This is a genomic window from Pantoea sp. R13S299, assembly GCF_048515925.1.
Classification (GTDB): Bacteria; Pseudomonadota; Gammaproteobacteria; order Enterobacterales; family Enterobacteriaceae; genus Pantoea.
Genome location: NZ_JBLYEF010000001.1, coordinates 89,574 through 112,563 on the forward strand (window position 1 = coordinate 89,574; position 22,990 = coordinate 112,563).

The window sequence follows — 22,990 nt, forward strand, 5'->3', positions numbered from 1 at the left end:
CGCGCTACGTTTATTCGCCGACCAGCATAGTGTCCTGTGGCGCCCGATCGCGCTGCGCTTTGGTAGCGAGGAAGTAGAGATAGCCGACCAGCATGATGGCGAAGAACAGCGCGCCAATCACCGGGTTAAACCACAGCATCGCCACCAGACAGACCACCGACAGCAGCAGGGCGATGCCCGGAACAATCGGATAGCCCGGCGCGCGGAAGCTGCGGGGCATATCCGGCGCGCTGCGGCGCAGTTTAAACAGGCTCAGCATACTCATGATGTACATCACAATTGCGCCAAACACCGCCATGGTGATCATCGCCGCCGTCAGCGTCATACCCTGCAGGTTAATCACGCCATCGCTGTAAATCGCCGCGATACCCAGCAGGCCGCCGAGAATAATCGCCCGATGCGGGGTCTGGAAACGTGACAGTTTTGCCAGTGAAGGCGGCAGATAGCCCGCGCGTGCCAGAGCAAAAAACTGCCGTGAATAGCCGAGGATGATGCCGTGGAAGCTGGCAATCAGGCCAAACAGTCCAATCCACACCAGCATATGCATCCAGTTAGAGTGTTCGCCGACGATCATTTTCATCGCCTGCGGCAGCGGATCATTAATGTCGGAGAGTTTGCGCCAGTCGCCCGCGCCGCCCGCCATCAGCATCACGCCAATCGCCAGCACCACCAGCGTCAGGATCCCGCTGATGTAGGCGCGGGGAATGGTCCGGGTGGGATCTTTTGCCTCTTCGGCGGCCATCGCGGCGCCTTCAATGGCAAGGAAAAACCAGATGGCGAAAGGAATGGCGGCGAAAATACCGGAGAAGGCGGGCAGTCCGAAGCTGTCGCTGCCTGCCCAGCCGTGCGCGGCAAAGTTTGCCAGGCTGAAGCCGGGTGAAACCACGCCCATAAACACCAGCAGTTCAATGACTGCCAGCACGGTGACAACCAGTTCGAACATCGCCGCCAGTTTTACACCCAGAATATTCAGCGTCATAAACACCAGGTAGGCCCCGACCGCCGCCGTTTTCGGGTTAAGGTCGGGATACTGCACATTGAGATAAGCTCCGATCGCCATGGCGATCGCCGGGGGCGCAAAGACAAACTCAATCAGCGTCGCCAGACCGGCAATCAGTCCGCCGGTTTCGCCAAAGGCGCGACGACTATAGGCAAACGGCCCGCCCGCATGGGGAATCGCAGTGGTCAGCTCGGTGAAGCTAAAGATAAAGCAGGTATAGAGGGTGGCGATCAGCGCGGTCGTCACCAGAAATCCCAGCGTGCCCGCCACAGCCCAGCCGTAACTCCAGCCAAAGTATTCGCCTGAGATGACCAGGCCAACCGCAATCCCCCACAGATGCAGGGTGCCCAGCGTGGGCTTGAGTCTGTTTGTCATACTGTTATCCCCGTCGTTGTTGGTCTCACGCGGCGTTACACCGCCATAACTACTAAAGTAAGGGGATAATGCCGTTGCATTACTCACCACGACTTGACGCGGGCGCAGTGACTTCTGTCCTCCACGGTCAACTCACAGGCAACAACCGGGCCGGATGCACGCTGCGGTCAACTTTGTCTCTTCTGAGGTCAAGCAGCTCACCTTCTGGCAACGCATGCTGAGATAACGCAAGTGAAAAGGAGCCGGACTGATGAGCGCTAAACAATATGACAACCTGACTGATTCCCAACTCACCCTGATGGCACAGCAGGCGCTGGCCTGCTATCCCGCTGCGCTGCAGGGGCAGCTTAGCCTGCTGTGCCGCTCAGAGAACGCCACGTTCCTGCTGCAGTCGGCAGGACGGCGTTATGCGCTGCGACTGCATCGCGGCGATTACCATCAAAAAGCGGACATCGTCAGCGAACTGCTGTGGCTCGATGCGCTGCGCGAAACCGGCATTATGGTGCCGGAAGCGGTGCCGGACAAAGAGGGTGAAACCGTGCTGACGCTGCGGCTGCCGGATGGCGGTGAACGCTACGTGGTGCTGTTTCACTGGATCGACGGCGAGATGCCGACCACCGACGTCGATCCCCGCGCTTTCCAGCAACTGGGCCAGATTACCGCGCGGCTGCATCAGCACAGTAAACAGTGGCAGGCGCCTGAGGGGTTCCAGCGGATTATCTGGGATCACCACACCATGACCAGTAGCGAGAGTCACTGGGGACGCTGGCAGGATGCGCCGAATCTGAACCCCGCAGAATATGGCGTGGTGGAGCAGGCGATAAGCCAGGTTGGTACGGCGATGGCGCAGTTTGGCAAGGGATCGGATCGCTATGGCCTGATCCACGCCGATCTGCGGCTGACCAATCTGCTGCTGCACAAGGGCGAAACGCGGGTGATCGACTTCGATGACTGCGGGCTTGGCTGGTATCTGCACGATCTGGCGGCGGCGATCAGTTTTGTTGAGCATCATCCGCGCGCGCCAGAATGGATCGATCACTGGATCCGCGGTTATGAGAAGGTGGCACATATCAGCGATGCGGAGATGGCCATGCTGCCCACGCTGCTGATCCAGCGGCGCATCCAGCTCACTGCATGGGTGGGATCGCATGCCGAAACCGAAATGGCGCACAGTCTCGGTCCGGAGTGGGCCAGCCATTCGGTGCGACTCTGTCGCCGTTATCTGGAAGGTCAGCAGCTGCCGGTCGGCGTCTGATGCACCAGCGGCGGGCGTTGCTGCGCCGCCGCAGTGCCGGATCCGATGCTCGCGCCACACTCTGGCCCGTCCGCAGGCGGCGCGGCGGGCATCCGGGACCTGGTATGGAATTTGCTCTGATCTCAGGAACGGGTGATCCACCCGAATTCTGACTGAGGCGACCATGAATCCGACACTGATAAAGCCTGATGCATTTGCGGCCTGCTCGGCAGCGGCGGGAGCAGGAAATCACGGCGTGCTGGCCGCGGCGGCGACCGGCCTGAGCGACTTTATCCATACCCAGGGCGGGGATGTTGATCGCATCTTCGGCATCAGCGGCATCGATCCGGAGCGCCTGGCCAGCCCGACGCTGAGCCTGGGGCTGGTGAACTACTGTCGGGTGCTGGAAGAGGCGGCGCGTCACTCCGGTTTTGATAACTTCGGTTTGCACTACGGCAGGCAGTTTAAACCGCAGTCATTAGGCCTGATCGGCTACATCGGCCTGTGCTCCGCCACGCTGGAACAGGCGCTGCAGAATGTGGTTAACGCGTTTCCCTGGCATCAGCACGACACCTTAACCCGGCTGGTGGATAAGGGAGAGTGCTGGCGGCTCGACTATCAGGTGCGACATGGGGCTATTCTGTCGCGCCGACAGGATGCCGAGCTGACGCTGGGGATGTTTATGAATCTGATCCGTCACGTGGCGGGCAGAAACTGGGCGCCACGCGAAGTCCATTTTGAACATCCGCGTCCTGGCCAGTGGCACGATCACTGTAAAGTGTTTGATGCGCCGGTCTGGTTCGATCAGCCGTTTAATTCGCTGGTGATCCCGAAGCGCGATCTGCTGCGCGCGATGCCGGAGAGCGATCCGATCCTGTTGATGGTGATGCAGGATGCGATCCGGCGGCTTAACCGTGGAACGTCGCAGCAGAGCATGATTGAGCAGGCACGTTCTCAGGTTAATTTATCGCTGATGCAGGGGGAGCCGGTGCTGGAAGAGGTGGCGGATAAACTCGGGCTGTCGAGCTGGTCACTGCAGCGGCGGCTGCGCGAAGAGGGCAGCAGCTTTACCGCGCTGGTGGATCAGGTGCGCTGCGAAATGGCGACGCACTATCTGCAGCAGAAGCAGCTACCGATCTCAGAGATGGCGCTGCTGCTGGGCTACTCGGAAGTCAGCGCGTTCTCACGCGCGTTTCGCCGCTGGTTTGGCATCAGTCCGCGCCAGTGGCGTCAGGAAGGTCTTGCCAGCTAACCACGCGGCGCAAAGCCGAACCACGCCGGTTGCCCCGGCTCCGGTGGCGGCGGCAGATCGCGGGTCTGCGCCACCAGCTGCCAGGCGCGCAGGCAGAGCGCTTCATCACCCTGAGTCTGCGTCACCGCATAATGTCTGCTGTGTTCCTGCCACTCCATCCGTACCAGACACTGCTGACCGGCATAACGCGCCGCGTCAGTAAACTGCCTGTTAAGCACCGGCTGCATTTGATAAGTCCAGTGACAGGATTGGCTGTCAGGGTCTTTCGCGGGCTGACACAGGTTTGCCACGCTATCCCGTTGCTTAGTCACAGGTTGCTGACAGGCGCTGAGCGAAAGTCCAATAATCACCCCCAGCAATATTCTCATCTTTATATTAATTAAATTCATTGAACTGACCAATAATCCTTAAAGTTCTCCCGATCCGCTGCCGACAGTCTACAGACCGGCATCATGAATGCTATGGCATTACTCCGACTGTCGACAGAACCAGAATTTACCGCCTCTGTGCGGCGTGCTAATGCTGCTGTGGCTACGCTATCAGCAGGTGAGCAGCCACTGGACTTTTATCAGACGGCGCTCTGGCGCCCGTTATCCCTGCGGCAGTTCCAGCTGGCTGTAACCTAATCCATTCATCTTGCGCACTTTAATCTGCACCGGGATGCGCTCTTTCATGGCTTCCACATGGCTGATCACCCCGATGGTTTTGCCGCTGGCGTTAAGCGCGTCCAGGGCATCCAGCGCGGTGTCCAGCGTCTGGGCATCCAGCGTGCCGAATCCCTCATCCAGAAACAGCGATTCGATGCGCGTTTTGTGGCTGACCAGATCCGATAACGCCAGCGCCAGCGCCAGACTCACCAGGAAGCTCTCGCCACCCGACAGCGTGCGGGTATCGCGCGCCGCATCGGCCTGCCAGGTATCGACGACATCCAGCTCCAGCAGATCCTGCGCCCGGCGCTGCAGCAGATAACGGCCATGCAGCCGATCGAGCTGACGATTTGCGAGCGCTACCAGGTGATCCAGCGTTAAGCCCTGGGCGAAGCGCCGGAACTTATCGCCGGTCGCGGAGCCGATCAGGTCGTTGAGTCGGCTCCACTGCGCCAGCACCACACCATCCTGTTCAATCTGCGTCATCAGGCTCTGCTGCCGTGCGCGCAGGCTGGCATCGCTGTGCAGCTGCTGCTGAATCTGACCCTGCTGGCTGGCGTTGTCGCGCAGTGCCAGCCGTAACTGCTCCAGCTGCTGCGCCAGCGCGTCGGCGGATTCCGGCATCGCATCGGGTTTCGCCTGCTGGTGGGTGCTGAGCCGCTGCTGCAGATCTGCCAGTCGCGCCTGCTGCTGCTGGCATTGCTGATCGAGCTGCTGCAGCTGCTGACGCAGTTGCAGCGCGATCTGCTCATCCAGCATCGCCGCGCGCAGGCTGGCTTCATCCGCGAATCCGGCGCTCTCCAGTGCCTGCAGCAGGGCGTTTTCCGCCTCAGCCAGTTTGCCGTTTAGCGTCTGACGCTGATTTTCCAGCCCCGACAGCTCACCCTGCAGGCGACTGACCTCGGCCTGCACCTGTTGCAGGGCAGTGAGCTGCTGCGCCAGCTGTTCATCAGACTGCTGAACGCGGGCCTGCATCTGCTGACGGGCGAGGGTGACCTCGCGATCGCCAAACAGTGCCTGACGCTGCTGGCGCATCTCGCTGAGCTGCGTCTGGCTCTGCTGCTGTTGCTGTTGACGGGTCGCGAGCTGCTGCTGTTCCTGCTCTGCCTGTTGTTGCAGAGCGGTGAGCTGGGTTTCGCCTTTTAACAGCTGCGGCTGCAGGTTAGCGAGCAACTGCTCACTCTCCTGCCAGCGCTGCCAGCGCCGCTGCTGTTCCGCCAGCCACGCATCGCGATCGGCGGCGTCCGGCAACGTCAGATTATGGGCGCTGAACTGCTGTTCCAGACGACTCTGCAATTGCGCCATGGCCTGCTGTTCCTGCTGCTGACGCTGCTGCAGCGCATCCAGCGCCTGCAGCAGGCTGGTCAGCGACTGCTGCGCCAGTTGTTCAGCCTGCAGATGCTGCTGCCAGGCCTGTGACTGCTGAAGATGATGATCTTTCGCGGCCTGACGCGCCTTTTCGGCGGCTTCCTGTGCCTGGCGCTGCTGCTCAAGCTGGCTTTCACGTTCGCTTTGCTGCTGCTGCCACGCGGCTAATGCCTCGCGATCGGCTAGTGGGAAGGTAAGTGCCAGCTCACCGCTCAGCGCCTGCCATTGCTGCTCAAGCTGATCAAGCTGTTGCTGCATCCCAGCGATTTCATCGAGCAGGATCTGCTGCTGCACCAGGGACTGCTTCAGCTGTTCGCCTTTTGCCGTGCCCGCTTCGCGCAAAGCGTCTGTCTGCTGTTGCAGGGCCGCCCGGCGCTGCTGGTTAGCACTTACTTCCAGTGTGCTGTAGGCCTCAACGGCGGGATGGGTGCAGGAGCCGCACAGCGGGCAGGGCTGATCGGCGGTGAGTCGGGCGCGATAATCGCTGAGATCGACAATCTGTTGCTCCAGCGCGCAGATTTTTTCGACGTCATCCAGCTGCTGCTTTTCGCGTTTCCACGTCTCGCGCAGGGTCTGGAGTTCCGCTTCACTCTGCTGATGCGCTTTTTCCAGCGCGGTGAGCCGCTGCTGGCGCTGGCCCAGCTGCTGGTGCAGCGGCTGCCACTGCGTTGAGAGCAGCAGCAGTTGCTGACGGGCCGGACGGCTGCTCTGCAGCTGGCTTAATGCCTGCCGCAGTGCAGCAGGTGGATGCTGTTCATGAAGCGAAGTGAGTGCCTGCTCCGCCTGCAACAGCGCCTGGCGGGCCTGTTGCTCTGCCAGCTGGCGCGGTTGCGCCTGTTGTGACTGCTCTTGCTGTTTCGCCTGCTGCGCGTCGATCTGTTGCTGCTGCTGTTCGCGTTGCTGTGTCAGTCCCGTCAGCGTCGCCTCACGCTGTGCCAGCAGGGAAAAGTTCTCCTGCCATACCGGCAGCGAAGCGCCCCAGTGCGCCAGATCGGCAAGCTGCTCACGTAACCGATGCTGTTCAGCCATCGCCTGCTGCCAGGCCGTGACCTTCCGTTTCTGCTCCGTCAGGCTGGCCTGAGTCTGGTCGGCATGCTGCTGCAGACGGCTGTTCTCCTGCTGCTGCTCCGCAAGGTGCTGCTGCAGCGTGCTGATCCGCTGATCCAGCGGCAGCACATGTTCCGTCAGCAGGTTCTCCTGCTGCTGCTGTTCCTGCAGCGCCTGCTGGCGGGCCGTCTGGCTGGCCGCGTAATTCTGCTGATGCTGCTGCTGTTGGTTCTGCGCCTGCTGCTGCACCGCGGTAAGCTGCTGACAGCGGCTCTCAGCCTGCTGCTGTTCGGTGCGTAACGCGTCGCGCTGCTGCAGTCTCACCCGCAGCTTTTCAGCCGGTTCACTGCGAGCCAGCCGCTGGCGATCCGTCTCTGCCGCCTGCGATGTGGCCTGGGCCTGCTGTACTGCCGCTTCAGCCTGCTCACTCTCCTGCTGTAACTGCTGCGCCTGCTGCTGCCACCGCTGCTGTTGCTGCGCCTGTTGATAGTGGGCGCTGAGCCGCTGTTCCGCGTCGGTCAGATCGCTGAGCTGCTGTTGCAGCGCATCGCGCGCGTCGCTATCCAGCAGCGCCATCGCACCCGCCTGGCTGCGCAGCAGATCCAGCTGAGTTTTCGCCTCTTTGTGCCGCTCATAGATGGCGGCGGAAATCAGGCCGTAAATTTCGGTGCCGGTCAGCTCCTCCAGCAGTTCGGCGCGCTCACTGGCTTTGGCATTAAGGAAGGCGGCGAACTGGCCCTGTGACAGCATCATCGACCGGGTAAAGCGTTCGAAATCAAGACCTGACAGAGTTTCGATCATCTTCAGCTTGTCACCGACTTTATCGGCAACAATGATGTTGTCGGCGCAGCGCGCCAGCTCAACGCGCGGTGCCTGCAGCTTGCCGTCGGCGGTGCCGCGCGCCCGGTTCTGGCTCCAGAAGGCGCGCCAGGCTTCGCCTTTGATCTCAAACTCGACTTCCGCCAGACATTCGGCGCAGTCGCGGGTCATCAGCGCATTCTGGCTCTGGGAAATCGCGCCCAGACGTGGCGTCTGGTGATAGAGCGCCAGGCAGATGGCATCCAGCAGGGTAGTTTTACCGGCCCCGGTGGCGCCGGTTATCGCAAACAGGCCGTTGCTGGCAAAGGGTTCGGCGCGGAAGTCGATGAACCATTCACCGCGCAGGGCGTTGAGGTTTTTGAACCGTAGCGTGAGGATCTTCATTGGGTCTCTTCCATGGCGGCCAGCGTCTGGCGGAACAGGGTGGTCATCTCATCGATTTGCGCCGGTTGCAGCTCCTCATCCAGCGCCAGGCGGCGGGCAAAGACCTCCTCCACCTTCAGTTCACTCAGGGTTTCGTTGTCAAGCCGCGCCAGGCTCTGCTGCCGCTGTTCACGGCTGCGGCGCAACAGCAGGACTTCGACCGGCAGCGTGGCGGTCAGGGTTTCGACCTGGCGCTGCAGATCGCTGAGGTACTCCTGGGTGGTGACTTCGATGTCGAGCCAGGTCGGCTTCTCCTGCTCTGCTGTGCTGAAGGCGTTTAACTGCGCCGCAATCTGCGCCAGCGATCCTTTCAGCACCTGCATGGGTTGCGACTGAGGCACCACCAGCGGCGTGACCGATTGCAGGCCGCTGGCCGCCAGCTCCAGCAGGAAGACGCTCTTTTCCGTGCCCAGCTCATCAAAGCTCAGTGGAATCGGCGAGCCGCTGTAGCGGATATGCTCGCTGCCTGCGACGCGCTGGGCGCGGTGAATATGGCCCAGCGCAATATAGTCAGCCGCCGGAAAGGCACTGGCCGGGAAGGCATCCAGCGTGCCGATATAGATGTCACGCACCGAATCGCTCTGGCTGACGCCAACGGTGGTGAGATGGCCGGTGGCGATTATCGGCAGCGCATAGCCCAGCGCCTGGGCGGCGGCGAAACGCTGCTGATAGTGATGGGCGATCGCCTCCAGCAGGGAGGTTTGTTTATCGCGTCCCGACTGACCCGCCCGGCTGCGCAGGATATCGCGTGGTCGCAGATAGGGAATGGCGCACAGTAGCGCGCCCGGTTCGCCCTGACGGGTGTTGAGCAGCAGCACATCATCCTGCGCCTGCGGCGTGGCGATGACCCGGGTGTTGAGACAGGCGAGCAGCTCGCGCGATTCATTGAGCGTCGCCACGGAGTCGTGGTTGCCCGCCAGCACAATCAGCTGACAGCCGGTAGGCTGCAGCGCCACCACAAAGCGGTTAAACATCTCGCGGGCGTAGCTAGGCGGCGTGCCGGTATCAAACAGATCGCCTGCAATAATCAATGCATCTACCTGATGCTGTTCAATCTGGATCAACAGCCAGTCGAGAAACGCCTGATGTTCGGCTGCCCGACTTTTGTTGTAGAAGAACTGCCCCAGATGCCAGTCCGCAGTATGAATGATGCGCATGATGAGTCCCTGCCGTTGTGATTCGCCCGGCGATTATACTGGCTCTGCAGCCAAAGCAAAAAATTGTCGCTGCGCTGTCATAAATGATTACCAACGGCGTTACAGGCAGGTTATGTTTTTCATAAAAGTGTCACAAATCTGACGCATAATGGCGCCGCGAATCTCAGTGACAGCCGTCATAATCAGCAGGAGTAATAATGGCTAAGCGCATTTTGGTTGTGGAGGATGAAGCCCCCATCCGTGAAATGTTGTGTTTTGTTCTGGAGCAGAACGACTATCAGCCAATCGAGGCGGAAGATTATGACAGCGCCGTTGGCAAGCTGATTGAACCCTGGCCCGATCTGATTTTACTGGACTGGATGTTACCCGGAGGCAGCGGTATTCAGTTTATCAAACATCTGAAACGTGAGGCGATGACCCGCGATATTCCGGTGATGATGCTCACCGCACGCGGTGAAGAGGAAGATCGGGTGCGTGGCCTGGAAGTGGGCGCCGACGATTACATTACCAAGCCGTTTTCACCCAAAGAGCTGATGGCGCGGATTAAAGCGGTAATGCGCCGTATTTCACCGATGGCGGTGGAAGAGGTGATTGAGATGCAGGGACTGAGTCTGGATCCCTCTTCACATCGCGTGATGTCCGAAACCACGCCGCTGGAGATGGGCCCCACCGAATATAAGCTGCTGCACTTCTTTATGACGCACCCGGAGCGCGTGTACAGCCGCGAACAGCTGCTGAACCACGTCTGGGGCACCAATGTGTATGTGGAAGATCGTACAGTCGATGTTCACATTCGCCGTTTACGTAAAGCGCTGGAAGTCTCCGGCCACGATCGCATGGTACAAACCGTCCGTGGAACAGGGTATCGTTTCTCTGCCCGCTACTAAACGGAGCCTTTACCGTGCTGGAACGCCTCTCCTGGAAGAGATTACTGACAGAACTGCTGCTGGCCTGTCTGCCTGCGGCGCTGCTGGGCCTGCTGTTTGGCGGTTTGCCCTGGTGGCTGCTGCTGAGCGTGGTCATGGTCCTGTTATGGCATTTCCACAATCTGATGCGGCTGTCGCACTGGCTGTGGCTCGACCGCACCATGACGCCGCCTGCCGGGCGTGCCAGCTGGGAGCCGCTGTTTTATGGTCTTTACCAGATGCAACTGCGCAACCGGCGGCGGCGGCGTGAACTCGGTAATCTGATTAAGCGTTTCCGCAGCGGCGCCGAGTCGCTGCCGGATGCGGTGATCCTGACCACGGAAGAGGGCACCATTTTCTGGTGTAACGGCCTGGCGCAGCAGCACCTGGGCCTGCGCTGGCCGGAAGATAATGGCCAGAACATCCTTAATCTGCTGCGTTATCCGGAGTTTTCCCGCTATCTGCGCCAGCGCGATTTCGACAAGCCGTTGACGCTGGTGCTGAACAACAAACTTCATATGGAATTTCGCGTCATGCCCTACAGCGAGGGGCAGTGGCTGCTGGTGGCGCGTGATGTGACGCAGATGCATCAGCTGGAAGGGGCACGTCGCAACTTCTTTGCCAACGTCAGCCATGAGTTACGCACGCCGCTCACGGTGCTGCAGGGCTATCTGGAGATGATGAACGATTCGGTGATGAGCGAGCCTTCGCGCAGTAAAGCGCTGCACACGATGTCGGAGCAGACGCGCCGTATGGACAGCCTGGTCAAACAGCTGCTGACGCTGTCGCGCATCGAAGCCGCACCGGCGATCGATCTGAAAGAGAAGGTTGATGTGCCGGTGATGCTCAAATTACTGCAGCATGAGGCGGCGACGCTGAGTGGCGGTCGTCACGATATCCATTTCCACACCGATCCCCATCTGAAAGTGTTTGGCAACGATGAACAGCTGCGTAGTGCCATCTCCAATCTGGTTTACAATGCGGTGAATCATACGCCGGACGGCACGCGGATCGATATCAGCTGGCTGCGCGGCAAACAAGGGGCTACTTTCCGGGTATGCGACAACGGGCCGGGTATCGCCTCAGAACATATTCCGCGTCTGACAGAGCGTTTCTACCGCGTCGATAAAGCACGTTCGCGCGCCACTGGCGGCAGCGGGCTGGGGCTGGCGATTGTGAAACATGCTCTGAGTCACCATAACGCGCGGCTCGATATCACCAGCGTACCGAATAAAGAGACCTGTTTTACCTTTACGCTGCCTGCGAGGTTGATTGTCAGCAGCGTGATGCAGGAGAATGCCGTTCATTAATCGCTGCCGGATCTCCCTGATGCGCCTCCTTGTTTTGTTGATCGTCTCTCTGCTGCCGGGTCTGGCTCTGGCCCAGCCCGGCACGCTCTCCGGCAATCTCAGCAGCGTGGGATCCGATACGCTCGGCTATCTGATGACCCTGTGGGGCGAAGATTTCAGTCGCCAGGCGCCGGGCGTGAATGTGCAGGTTCAGGCCTCCGGTTCTTCGACCGCGCCCACTGCCCTGGCGGCGGGCGCCGCACAGCTCGGGCCGATGAGCCGCCCGATGCAGGCCGATGAGCGGCAGGCTTTTGAGGCGCGCTACGGTTATCCGCCGCTGGCGGTGCCGGTGGCGATGGATGCGCTGGTGGTGGTAGTGAATCAGCGCAATCCGCTGCAGCAGATTGAACCGCGTCAGCTCGACGCCATCTTCTCCGTTACCCGCCTGTGTGGCGCGCACAGCGTGCCGCTGCGCTGGGGCGATCTCGGTTTAACCGGCGCGCAGTGGAATAAACGACCCATTCAGCGCTATGGCCGTAACTCCGCCTCCGGCACCTGGGGTTTCTTCAAGCAGCAGGTGCTGTGCAAAGGCGATTTCCGCAGCGACGTGGCGGAGTTTCCTGGGTCGGCCGCAGTGGTGCAGGCGGTGGCCGGTAATTCGCGCAGCATCGGCTACGCCAGTTTTGGCTTTCATCTGAGCGGCGTAAAAATGCTGGCGGTGAAGAACGATCAGGGCCAGGCGATTGTCCCGGATGCCGATGCTATCCGCAGCGGCCGCTATCCCTGGGCGCGTCCGCTCTATCTCTACGTTAATAAAGCGCCCGGCAAACCGCTGCCACCGCTGGTCGCTGCGTTTCTGCAGCAGGTGCTCTCTCCTCAAGGCCAGCGGCGGGTCAGCGAAGCGGGCTATCTGCCGCTCTCAGACAGCCAGATGGCACAGGCGCGTGCCGCGCTGCGTTAACCCCCGAAGTTGAATTTTTTTCATCATCGCTGAATTTTCTTCAGTTGCAGATGAACGCGGCTCATGACACTCTGTGTTCAGACATGTAGCCATCCAGATGGCTATTTATATCAGGATGCAATTATTTCCTGCCGTCATTACCGGCAGGAGAGACAGGAGTGATCATGCAAAGAGAAACCGCCCCGTTCCGTGCCGATACCGTTGGCAGCTTCCTGCGCCCCGCTGCGATTAAGCAGGCGCGCGAACAGTTTGCTGCCGGAGAGATTGATGCGGCTGCCCTGCAGCAGGTCGAAGATGATGCGATTCGCGAAGTGGTCGCGAAGCAGCGTGAAAATGGCCTGAAAGTGGTCACTGACGGCGAGTTTCGTCGTGGCTGGTGGCACTTCGATTTCTTCTATGGTCTTGACGGCGTCGAGAGTTATGAAGCGGAGCATGGCATCCAGTTTAATGGCGTGCAGACCAAAGCGCATGGCGTGAAAGTGGTGAGCAAACTCGGTTTCCCGGCGGATCACCCGATGCTGGCGCATTTCCGCTTCCTGCAGAGTATTGCCGGTGATGCGGTGCCGAAGATGACCATTCCCAGCCCCAGCGTGCTGCACTTTCGCGGTGGCCGCAAAGTGATCGACGCAGAGGTCTATCCCGATCTGGCGGACTACTTCGAGGATCTGGCGCAGACTTACAAAGCGGCGATTAAGGCATTTTATGACGCGGGCTGCCGCTATCTGCAACTGGATGACACCGTCTGGGCTTACCTCTGCTCTGAAGATCAGAAGCGCGATATCCGTGCCCGTGGCGACGATCCGGATCAGCTGGCACAGACTTACGCGCAGGTGCTGAATAAAGCGCTGGAGGATAAACCTGCCGATCTGACTGTGGGTCTGCATGTCTGTCGCGGGAACTTCCGCTCAACCTGGATTTCTGAAGGTGGCTATGGACCAGTGGCAGAAATCCTGTTCGGCAGCGTCAACGTGGATGCGTTCTTCCTGGAGTATGACAACGCCCGTTCCGGCGGTTTTGAGCCACTGCGTTACATTAAGCCGGGTCATCAGCAGGTGGTGCTGGGCCTGATCACTACCAAAGTGGGTGAACTGGAAGATCCGGCGCAGGTGAAAACCCGGCTGGAAGAGGCGGCGCAGTATGTCAGCCTGGATCAAATCTGCCTCAGCCCGCAGTGCGGTTTTGCCTCAACCGAAGAGGGCAACAGCCTGAGCGAAACGCAGCAGTGGCAGAAGATTCGCCTGGTCGTCGATATCGCGAATCAGGTCTGGTAGTGCTGTAACGTTGTGCAGACAGGCGCGTAAAACGCGCCTTTTGTGTATCTTCAGCCCCGTTTATGCGGGGATTTCTCACCTTCTGTTTATTATTTAGGCACATCATCTTGTGCGCCTGCATCAAAAATTAACGCTATCCACTGCCTTTTGAAAAAATGGTGGTATAACCTTCTGGTTTTCCAATCCCGTATTGCCTTTCGCCGCTATAAACGTTTTACTTAGCGCCGTTGTCGATCCATCCCTCTGTGAACAGAATAAAAGCAGCTTAAATCACCTGCGCTTTACCCTGCGATGAGCATAATGCGCTGACATTGTCAGCCTGGTCGCGGTTTACACGCAGCGAGGGAACAACACTAATCCAACTTAACCGCAACATCAGTGACAGGCCGTATGACACATCGTTTAAATTCGAAGGACATTCTCGCGCTGGGCTTTATGACATTTGCCCTGTTTGTTGGTGCGGGTAACATCATTTTCCCGCCAATGGTCGGTATTCAGTCAGGCGAACACGTCTGGACTGCCGCGATTGGTTTTCTGATTACCGCAGTCGGTCTTCCCGTGATGACCGTAATCGCGCTGGCCCGCGTCGGCGGCGGCGTGGATGCGCTCAGCACCCCGATTGGCAAGGTCGCTGGCATCGTGCTGGCTACCGTGTGCTATCTGGCTGTCGGACCGCTGTTTGCCACCCCGCGCACAGCAACGGTCTCGTTTGAAATGGGCATTGCACCGATGACCGGTGATGGCGCGCTGCCACTGTTCATCTATAGCCTGATCTACTTTGCGCTGGTGATTGGCGTGTCGCTCTATCCGGGCAAGCTGCTCGACACGGTAGGACACTTCCTTGCGCCGCTAAAAATTATCGCGCTGACCGTGCTGGGCGTAGCTGCGCTGGTGTGGCCGGCAGGCGGGACCATTCCGGCGACTGCGGATTATCAGCGTGCGGCATTCTCCAGCGGTTTCGTTAATGGCTATCTGACTATGGATACGCTGGGCGCGCTGGTCTTTGGTATCGTGATTGTCAACGCCGCCCGTTCGCGTGGCGTCGACAATGCCGCGCTGCTGACCCGTTATACCGTTCTGGCTGGCTTGATTGCCGGTCTGGGTCTGACGCTGGTCTACCTCTGCCTGTTTAAACTGGGCGCGGGCAGTGGGGCGCTGGTGGATCAAAATGCCAACGGCGCAGCGATTCTGCATGCGTATGTTCAGCACACCTTCGGCAACATGGGCAGCTTCTTCCTGGCCACGCTGATCTTCATCGCCTGTATGGTGACGGCTGTGGGCCTGACCTGTGCCTGTGCGGAATTTTTTGCGCAATACCTGCCGTTATCGTATAAAACGCTGGTGTTTATTCTGGGCCTGTTCTCGATGGTGGTGTCGAACCTCGGCCTGAGCCACCTGATTCAGATCTCCATCCCGGTACTGACGGCGATTTATCCGCCTTGTATCGTGCTGGTGGTGCTGAGTTTCACCCTTAACTGGTGGAATAAGAGCAGCCGGATTGTCGCACCAGCCATGCTGGTCAGCCTGCTGTTTGGTATTGTTGATGCGATTAAAACCACCGGGTTTAAAGATTTGCTGCCCGCTTTCAGTCAGCATCTGCCGCTGGCCGATCAGGGTCTTGCCTGGTTGCCACCGTCGCTGGTGATGCTGCTGATTGCCGCTGTTGTTGATCGGGTGAAAGGACCGGAACAGGTTGCCGTTCACTCGTAACAGAACGCACTGATTTTTCTTTAACCACGGGCCTGCCCGTGGTTTTTTCATTTCACAGGTACAGGTTGTTATGCAAGAAACCAACAAGCTCAAACGCGGACTGAGCACGCGCCACATCCGCTTTATGGCGCTGGGATCGGCGATTGGCACCGGGCTGTTTTACGGTTCCGCCGATGCGATAAAAATGGCCGGACCGAGCGTGCTGCTCGCCTATATCATTGGCGGGGCAGTGGCTTACATCATCATGCGCGCGCTGGGTGAGATGTCCGTTAATAATCCTCAGGCCAGCTCCTTCTCACGCTACGCGCAGGACTATCTTGGGCCGATGGCGGGTTACATCACCGGCTGGACCTACTGTTTTGAAATCCTGATTGTGGCGATTGCGGACGTCACCGCGTTCGGCATCTATATGGGCGTCTGGTTCCCCGAGGTGCCGCACTGGATTTGGGTGCTGAGCGTGGTGCTGATTATCGGTGCCGTCAATCTGATGAGCGTGAAGGTATTCGGCGAAGTGGAGTTCTGGTTCTCCTTCTTCAAAGTCACCACCATCATCGTGATGATTTTGGCCGGTTTCGGCATGATCATCTGGGGGCTCGGCAACGGCGGCCAGCCGACCGGCATCCATAATCTGTGGACCAACGGCGGCTTCTTCGCCCACGGCGTGGTCGGCATGCTGCTGTCGCTGCAGATGGTGATGTTCGCCTATGGCGGCATCGAGATCATCGGTATCACTGCCGGTGAAGCGAAAGACCCGGAGAAGTCGATTCCGCGTGCCATCAACTCAGTGCCGTGGCGTATTCTGGTGTTCTACGTCGGCACGCTGTTTGTGATTATGTCGATCTACCCGTGGAATCAGGTCGGGACGACAGGCAGTCCGTTTGTGCTGACCTTCCAGCATCTGGGGATCGCAGCGGCTGCCTCTATCCTCAATTTCGTGGTGCTGACCGCGTCACTCTCGGCGATTAACAGTGATGTGTTTGGCGTGGGCCGCATGCTGCACGGGATGGCGCAGCAGGGACATGCTCCGAAAGTCTTCATGAAGGTGTCGTCGCGCGGGATTCCGTGGGTGACGGTGGTGGTGATGATGTTCGCCATGCTGATTGCGGTGTACCTGAACTATCTGATGCCGGAAAAAGTCTTCCTGGTGATCGCCTCGCTGGCGACCTTTGCGACGGTGTGGGTCTGGATCATGATTCTGCTGTCGCAGATCGCGTTCCGTCGCAAAATTGGCAAAGAGGCGGCGAGTAAGCTGCAGTTTGCGCTGCCAGGCGGCAGTTTGACTGCCGGTGTCGGCGTGGCCTTCCTCTGCTTTATTATCGGGCTGATTGGTTATTTCCCCGATACCCGCATTTCGCTCTATGTCGGCATGGTATGGATTGTAGTCCTGCTGCTGGGCTATAAGCTGGTTCGTAAAACCCGCTAATATCCTGTTCTGCTCTCCCGATTTAGGGGGGAGCAGAACACGCTATTTCCCTTCTTTATCTTCCCCCATATCTGAATATTAGTGTGATCTACGCCACAACATAGAATCCTTTTACCGGGCGTTAATTTCCTGCCTGCGAAATAAGAGCATGCATCATATTATTTCAGAAAATAATTCCGGGGATGATTATTTCAAAGAGCAGTGAATATCGCTGAGGATGATAACCAGAAAATGGAGCTTAGGGCGAGAGAGCGGGCGTCATGCGGGTGCTGTGAGATAAAGAGAGAGGAAAGCAGAAATAAAAAACGGCGAAACCAGTCGCCGAAATACTCAAGGATTACAGGAAAATAGTTAATAAAGGGATGATTGACGCGACCATCGTAAAACAAAATGCGTGGCGCTGATAGTCAGATGATTTAAATAAGAAAAGGTCGGAATGGCGTTAATTAACAGTGGTTAACATTAGTAAGGCCGCATTGCGGTTGCGGCCTTACTTTGATTAGCCACAGACTCAGGGCAATATAACCGAAACCGGCAGCACAGCGCTGTTATCCAGGTTTTTTCGCAGCTGAGTCAGCGTGGATTGATAAGGGCAGAGCAGGCCGACATCGGTGACTCTGCAGTCGGGCTGATGCCATTCCTGACGTAATAACGGATGTTTATCATCAATGGGTTGCAACTGGCGGATGCCATCCAGACTCTGCGCCTGAAAATAGATCCGCAAAAAACGTTTGCCGCTGTGGGTGTCGCGCCAGCGCTCCAGCACCAGACTGCTGCCAGGCGGTATGTTGCCGCGTGAATAGCCGGGTAACTGCCAGCTAAAGTCCATCAGGGTGCGCACCATCGCAATGTTGGTGTCATGCGCCACCAGAATCAGCCAGCGGGTCGGCGAGCTATCGGAAGCAATCTCCTCCAGCAGGCTGTTAAGCAGGATTGAGCCACGTCGCTGTGCCTGATAGAGGATGTCGTTACTGAGATCGTAGTTTGCGGTCAGCAACGGCAGCAGCGAGGTGATCTGCGCGGCCGATGTGATGTGTCCCCAGGCGAGCTGATCAAAGGGCAGATTCTCGCTGTAACCCAGCCGCAGCGTCTCCACCATGCTCGCCATCACACTCAGACCGTAAACGTAAGTGTTGCCGTTACGGGTCTGCCGGAACGCCCAGGGCGCATCAAATAAGGGGCACTCTGTTGCTGCCGGGCAGACGTCGGCTTTCAGCTGCCGAATTGCTGGCTGGAGCTGCTGTTGCAGTTGTGCCAGATCGCCCGCTTTCTGCTGTTTCGCGGCCAGCTCCTGAGCGGGGTCGGTCTGGGTGGCCGTCAGCTTTTCAGTCTGAAACAGAGGATCGACATCGCCATCGACGTGATGCACCGTCACGCCGCAGCCGGGAAACGCCCCGTCCGTCAGCGCCGCAGCCGTGGCGCGGGTGCGCTGCAGCGGACTGGCACGCACGTAAACCTGGGCCGCGTCAGGACAGCCCGCATTCAGCAGGCCAAGCTGGCGATAGTGCTCGCCTTCCCAGCGTCCTTTATTGACCACGGCGCTGTAGCCGTGCCCGGTCAGCTCGCCATCGGCAGTGGTCCACTGCGTCCAGGGTTGCTGGCTGGCGGCCTCAATCTCTTTGCGATTGCCGGGAGTGGGCGGACGTACGCCGTGACGGCTCAGTTCGACCACTTTCTCCAGCTGGTAATCCGCCGCCTGTGACGCCGGGCTTAGCAGCCAGAGAGAACTGAGGATCAGTGCACAGCGGTACAGGACAGTCAGAGACATTTACTCCTCCAGAGCGCGATTACCGGTCAGCGCTTTAATTTTTGGATAAAGGGCCGCATTGGTCAGCAACACCGGGTTGCCGTTTTTCAGTCCTTCATCTCGCAGATAATCATTGGTGACACCGCCTGCTTCACGCATCAGGACGATGCCCGGCAGACTATCCCACGGATGCATATGCGCTTCGTAGTAGCCAATCAGTCGCCCGGCCGCGGCCCAGGCGCTGGTCAGCGCGCCGGAGCCGATGCGAATAAACATACCACCCTGTTCCATTAAGCCGCTAATCAGGCGTGAGGCACTTTCACCCGGCGTCCGGCTGGAGTTGCTGATGCCAAGCAGACCCTCGTTGAGATGCTGAGCATCATGAACCTGCAGACGGCTCTCGTTGACCCACGCGCCCTGGCCTGCTCGTGCGTGAAACAGCTCCTGATGATTAGGGTCGCAAACGACGCCAATCACCGGTTCGCCATGACAGACGACAGCCAGTGAGACGCACCAGTTAGGCAGGCCATTGACGAAGCAGGCGGTGCCATCAATAGGATCGATGACCCAGATAAAAGGCGTGCCCTCAACCTCGCCACCGCTCTCTTCGCCATAAACAGCATCCTCAGGAAAACGCTCAGCGATTAACGACTTAATCAATGCCTCAACGTTACGATCAGCCTCGCTGACCACATCCTGCAAATCCCTTTTGTGTTCCACAACCAGTGTCTGACGCTGCTGATACCATGATAAGGCCCGGCTGCCCGCCGCACGGGCGATGTCACAGGCGTAACGATAACGCGCGTCTATTTCAGAATGCGAAGCGGATGACATCTTTTCCTCTTATGTTTTTTTTGGCATAACGAACGGAAGGTGCGCCTGAACAGGCGGTCTGGCTGTGATGTTTTCTTAACTATTGTTAAGAAAGGCTTCATTAAGCCGCAGATAAGCAGCAATGGCAAGATAGTGCAGAGGCGGGAGAGACGCTTTTTATGCAGGCCAGAGCTGGCAACCGCCAGCCCGGCAGCAGAGGATCGGGTTTTACAGGGTTCTGCTGGATGCCAGCGCCATTAAACGCGGATAAAAAACAAAAAACAGCGCTTCCAACTGATCATAGTGTTCGGTGAAATCGTGGTAAGAGTCGCGCAGTGCCGCGAGGCGTGGACGGCGGCTGGCCATGCCGTGCAGCACCCGCTCAAGCCGCGCGGGCTGGGCATAATGCTCAAACCAGCGCTCGCGCCACATCACCGCGTTAAGTTCCTGAAACTCCAGGGGCGTGTCTGCCAGCTGCGGGATAATTTCATGCTCGGCGGCGGCAGAAAAGGCGACCAGCGTCTGCTCCGGCGTGAATCGCTGCCAGTGACGGGCCAGAAAATGGTCCCAGATGACGTCCAGCGTAATGGGTGCCACGCGATAAGTCTCCGCACGAAACAGCTGACGGGCGCTGCGTACTTCCGGCAGCGCATCGGTCATCACATCCAGACGACGATGCATCAGAATGCCGTCCGCGACAGGCGCAGACCAGTGCTGGTGCGGGTTACCACGCACAAAGTCGGCCATTAAATTGCCGAGCAGGGAGCTGTCGGCTAGCTTAGCCAGATGGAGATGCGCAAGAAAGTTCATGCCGCATTATAGGCAGAACTGCCTTTGCGCAGCCAGTTGTTCAGAATTGGTCGTTTTTCCGCTAAACTGTGCCGCCTGTTTTTGCCTGAGAAAGAACATTTCAATGCGTGTCGCCGATTTTGCTTTTGAACTGCCCGAATCCCTGATTGCTCACTATCCCCAGGCGCAGCGCAGTGGCTGTCGCCTGCTGTCGCTCGATGGCCCCAGCGGAGCGTTGTCGCACGGTGTTTTCACCGACGTGCTGGATAAGCTGAATCCAGGCGATCTGCTGGTGTTCAACAACACCCGTGTGATTCCGGCGCGCGTCTTTGGCCGTAAAGCCAGCGGCGGCAAAATCGAGATGCTGGTGGAGCGGATGCTCGACGACAAACGCGTACTGGCGCACGTGCGTGCCTCAAAAGCGCCGAAGCCGGGTGCAGAACTGCTGCTGGGCGAAGATGAGAGCGTGAAAGCGACCATGGTGGCACGCCACGATGCGCTGTTTGAGATTGTCTTTGATGATGAGCGCGCGGTGCTCGACATCCTCAACAGCGTCGGCCATATGCCACTGCCGCCCTATATTGATCGTCCCGATGAAGAGGCGGATCGCGAGCTTTATCAGACGGTTTACAGCGCCCGTCCGGGTGCCGTCGCAGCCCCGACCGCCGGTCTGCACTTTGATGAACCGCTGCTGCAGGCGCTGAAAGAGAAGGGTATTGAGATGGCGTTCGTGACGCTGCATGTCGGTGCAGGCACCTTCCAGCCGGTGCGCGTCGAGAACATCGAAGAGCATCACATGCACGCGGAATATGCCGAAGTGCCGCAGGAAGTTGTCGATGCGGTACTGGCCTGTAAAGCGCGTGGCAATAAAGTGGTCGCCGTGGGCACCACTTCCGTCCGTTCGCTGGAGAGCGCCGCCAAAGCGAGTCAGGATGCCCTGATTGCGCCGTTCTTCGACGATACCCAGATTTTTATCTATCCGGGCTATGAATATCAGGTGATCGATGCGCTGATCACTAACTTCCACCTGCCCGAATCGACTCTGATTATGCTGGTCTCGGCCTTTGCCGGTTATCAGCACACCATGGCGGCGTATCACGCGGCCGTGGCTGAGCAATATCGTTTCTTCAGTTATGGTGACGCGATGTTTATCAGCAAAAATCCGCAGGCGCCGCTGGAAAAAGTGGGCGACTGATTTATTAACCGATAGCCGGAACCGCCTGTTACGCGACGAAGGTTATCTGCATTGGACTGTTTCTCCAATGGGGGCTTTGTGAAATTTGAACTTGATACCACAGACGGGCGCGCACGCCGTGGCCGTCTGATTTTTGATCGCGGTGTGGTGGAAACCCCTGCGTTTATGCCCGTCGGCACCTATGGCACTGTGAAAGGCATGACGCCGGAAGAAGTGCAGGAGACCGGCGCGCAGATCATTCTGGGCAATACTTTCCACCTCTGGCTGCGTCCGGGCCAGGAGATCATGAAACTGCATGGCGATCTGCATGACTTTATGCAGTGGAAAGGCCCAATCCTGACCGACTCCGGCGGCTTCCAGGTCTTCAGCCTGGGCGACATCCGTAAAATCACCGAAGCGGGCGTTCACTTCCGTAACCCGATCAATGGCGACCCGATCTTCCTCGATCCGGAAAAATCGATGGAGATTCAGTACGATCTCGGTTCCGACATCGTGATGATTTTCGATGAATGTACGCCGTATCCGGCGGACTGGGACTATGCCAAACGCTCGATGGAGATGTCGCTGCGCTGGGCGCAACGCAGTCGTGACCGTTTCGACAGCCTCGGTAATAAAAATGCCTTATTTGGCATTATTCAGGGCTCGGTTTACGAAGATTTACGAGATGTCTCGGTGAAAGGTCTGGTAGAGATTGGCTTTGATGGGTACGCTGTGGGCGGCCTGGCGGTGGGTGAGCCTAAGCAGGACATGCACCGTATTCTTGAGCACGTCTGTCCGCAGCTTCCGCAGGATAAACCGCGTTATCTGATGGGTGTCGGTAAGCCAGAAGATCTGGTGGAAGGCGTCCGTCGCGGCGTCGACATGTTTGACTGCGTGATGCCAACCCGTAACGCCCGAAATGGTCATCTGTTTGTGACTGAGGGTGTGGTGAAAATCCGCAACGCCCGATACAAAGATGACACTGCGCCTCTGGATGCGGAGTGTGATTGTTACACCTGTCGCAATTATAGCCGTGCCTACTTGTATCATCTCGACCGTTGTAACGAAATACTGGGCGCGCGTCTGAACACTATCCACAATTTGCGCTACTACCAGCGTCTGATGGCAGGTTTACGCCAGGCCATCGAAGAGGGTAAATTAGAGCGCTTTGTAACTGAGTTTTACCAACGGACGGGCAAAGAAGTTCCGCCATTAACGTCTGATAATTCATCAATGAGGGAAATTTAATGAGCTTATTCATTTCTGACGCCGTGGCTGCAGCTGGCGCACCGTCTCAGGGAAGTCCGTATTCTCTGGTGATCATGCTGGTGGTGTTTGGTCTGATTTTCTATTTCATGATCCTGCGTCCGCAGCAGAAACGTGCGAAAGAGCACAAGAAGCTGATGGATTCCATCTCTAAGGGTGATGAAGTGCTGACCAGCGGTGGCCTGGTAGGCCGCGTAACGAAAGTCTCTGACACGGGCTACGTAGCTATCGCGCTGAATGACACCAATGAAGTGGTCATTAAACGTGATTTCGTCGCCGCCGTGCTGCCTAAAGGCACTATCAAGGCGCTGTAATTCTTT

18 protein-coding genes are annotated in these 22,990 nt (G+C 58.2%); 11 read left to right on the top strand and 7 right to left on the bottom strand.

What is annotated here, in order from left to right; all coding sequences use genetic code 11:
• Positions 1-10 precede the first annotated feature (10 nt).
• The gene (gene eat / locus ACN1CO_RS00475) at positions 11-1,375 is read right to left on the bottom strand and encodes an ethanolamine permease (protein WP_419136854.1); all 1,365 of its coding nucleotides are present in this window, start codon (positions 1,373-1,375) and stop codon (positions 11-13) included.
• Positions 1,376-1,625: 250 nt separating this feature from the next.
• Here eat and ACN1CO_RS00480 point away from each other — a divergent pair, with 250 nt between their 5' ends.
• Together ACN1CO_RS00480 and ACN1CO_RS00485 are read left to right on the top strand one after the other, a co-directional pair.
• Positions 1,626-2,630, top strand: a complete 1,005-nt coding sequence (locus ACN1CO_RS00480; RefSeq protein WP_419136856.1) for a phosphotransferase enzyme family protein — start codon at positions 1,626-1,628, stop codon at positions 2,628-2,630.
• A 163-nt stretch (positions 2,631-2,793) separates the two neighbouring features.
• Positions 2,794-3,861, top strand: a complete 1,068-nt coding sequence (locus ACN1CO_RS00485; protein WP_419136858.1) for an AraC family transcriptional regulator — start codon at positions 2,794-2,796, stop codon at positions 3,859-3,861.
• On the opposite strand, the gene ACN1CO_RS00490 is transcribed toward ACN1CO_RS00485, so the two are convergent.
• From ACN1CO_RS00490 to sbcD, 3 genes are all read right to left on the bottom strand, one after another.
• Positions 3,858-4,250 (bottom strand): cell envelope integrity TolA C-terminal domain-containing protein, encoded by a 393-nt coding sequence (locus ACN1CO_RS00490; RefSeq protein ID WP_419136860.1) that lies wholly within the window; start codon positions 4,248-4,250, stop codon positions 3,858-3,860. The genes ACN1CO_RS00485 and ACN1CO_RS00490 overlap by 4 nt on opposite strands.
• Before the next feature lie 201 nt (positions 4,251-4,451).
• Positions 4,452-8,126: an AAA family ATPase gene (locus ACN1CO_RS00495; protein WP_419136862.1), complete on the bottom strand. Its 3,675-nt coding sequence runs from the start codon at positions 8,124-8,126 to the stop codon at positions 4,452-4,454.
• Positions 8,123-9,322: an exonuclease subunit SbcD gene (gene sbcD / locus ACN1CO_RS00500; protein ID WP_419136864.1), complete on the bottom strand. Its 1,200-nt coding sequence runs from the start codon at positions 9,320-9,322 to the stop codon at positions 8,123-8,125. The genes ACN1CO_RS00495 and sbcD overlap by 4 nt, the downstream gene beginning before the upstream one ends.
• 197 nt (positions 9,323-9,519) lie before the next feature.
• Here sbcD and phoB point away from each other — a divergent pair, with 197 nt between their 5' ends.
• The 6 genes from phoB to proY all read left to right on the top strand — a co-directional run bounded on the left by phoB (position 9,520) and on the right by proY (position 16,881).
• The gene (gene phoB / locus ACN1CO_RS00505) at positions 9,520-10,209 is read left to right on the top strand and encodes a phosphate response regulator transcription factor PhoB (RefSeq protein ID WP_003852491.1); all 690 of its coding nucleotides are present in this window, start codon (positions 9,520-9,522) and stop codon (positions 10,207-10,209) included.
• A gap of 14 nt (positions 10,210-10,223) precedes the next feature.
• Positions 10,224-11,537: a phosphate regulon sensor histidine kinase PhoR gene (phoR, locus tag ACN1CO_RS00510; RefSeq protein WP_419136867.1), complete on the top strand. Its 1,314-nt coding sequence runs from the start codon at positions 10,224-10,226 to the stop codon at positions 11,535-11,537.
• Between the two features lie 19 nt (positions 11,538-11,556).
• Positions 11,557-12,477 carry a PstS family phosphate ABC transporter substrate-binding protein gene (locus ACN1CO_RS00515; RefSeq protein WP_419136869.1) on the top strand — a complete coding sequence of 307 codons (921 nt, stop codon included), beginning with the start codon at positions 11,557-11,559 and terminating at the stop codon, positions 12,475-12,477.
• A 164-nt stretch (positions 12,478-12,641) separates the two neighbouring features.
• Positions 12,642-13,748, top strand: coding sequence for a cobalamin-independent methionine synthase II family protein (locus ACN1CO_RS00520; protein ID WP_419136871.1), 1,107 nt, complete (start codon positions 12,642-12,644; stop codon positions 13,746-13,748).
• 390 nt (positions 13,749-14,138) lie between these two features.
• Complete coding sequence (gene brnQ / locus ACN1CO_RS00525) at positions 14,139-15,458, top strand: branched-chain amino acid transporter carrier protein BrnQ (protein ID WP_419136873.1); 1,320 nt, start codon at positions 14,139-14,141, stop codon at positions 15,456-15,458.
• 70 nt (positions 15,459-15,528) lie between these two features.
• Positions 15,529-16,881 (top strand): proline-specific permease ProY, encoded by a 1,353-nt coding sequence (gene proY / locus ACN1CO_RS00530; protein ID WP_419136875.1) that lies wholly within the window; start codon positions 15,529-15,531, stop codon positions 16,879-16,881.
• 511 nt (positions 16,882-17,392) lie between these two features.
• Here proY and ACN1CO_RS00535 read toward each other — a convergent pair.
• The 3 genes from ACN1CO_RS00535 to ACN1CO_RS00545 all read right to left on the bottom strand — a co-directional run bounded on the left by ACN1CO_RS00535 (position 17,393) and on the right by ACN1CO_RS00545 (position 20,251).
• Positions 17,393-18,649, bottom strand: coding sequence for a histidine-type phosphatase (locus ACN1CO_RS00535; RefSeq protein ID WP_419136876.1), 1,257 nt, complete (start codon positions 18,647-18,649; stop codon positions 17,393-17,395).
• The gene (locus tag ACN1CO_RS00540; RefSeq protein ID WP_419136878.1) at positions 18,650-19,462 is read right to left on the bottom strand and encodes an inositol monophosphatase family protein; all 813 of its coding nucleotides are present in this window, start codon (positions 19,460-19,462) and stop codon (positions 18,650-18,652) included.
• A 207-nt stretch (positions 19,463-19,669) separates the two neighbouring features.
• Positions 19,670-20,251 carry an ACP phosphodiesterase gene (locus ACN1CO_RS00545; protein WP_419136880.1) on the bottom strand — a complete coding sequence of 194 codons (582 nt, stop codon included), beginning with the start codon at positions 20,249-20,251 and terminating at the stop codon, positions 19,670-19,672.
• Between the two features lie 103 nt (positions 20,252-20,354).
• Between ACN1CO_RS00545 and queA the strand changes: the two genes are divergently transcribed.
• The 3 genes from queA to yajC all read left to right on the top strand — a co-directional run bounded on the left by queA (position 20,355) and on the right by yajC (position 22,984).
• Positions 20,355-21,425, top strand: a complete 1,071-nt coding sequence (queA, locus tag ACN1CO_RS00550; RefSeq protein ID WP_419136882.1) for a tRNA preQ1(34) S-adenosylmethionine ribosyltransferase-isomerase QueA — start codon at positions 20,355-20,357, stop codon at positions 21,423-21,425.
• 78 nt (positions 21,426-21,503) lie between these two features.
• Positions 21,504-22,652, top strand: coding sequence for a tRNA guanosine(34) transglycosylase Tgt (gene tgt, locus ACN1CO_RS00555; protein ID WP_013356969.1), 1,149 nt, complete (start codon positions 21,504-21,506; stop codon positions 22,650-22,652).
• Positions 22,652-22,984: a preprotein translocase subunit YajC gene (gene yajC, locus ACN1CO_RS00560; RefSeq protein ID WP_009091760.1), complete on the top strand. Its 333-nt coding sequence runs from the start codon at positions 22,652-22,654 to the stop codon at positions 22,982-22,984. Before tgt ends, yajC begins: the two co-directional genes overlap by 1 nt.
• The last annotated feature ends 6 nt before the right edge of the window (positions 22,985-22,990 follow it).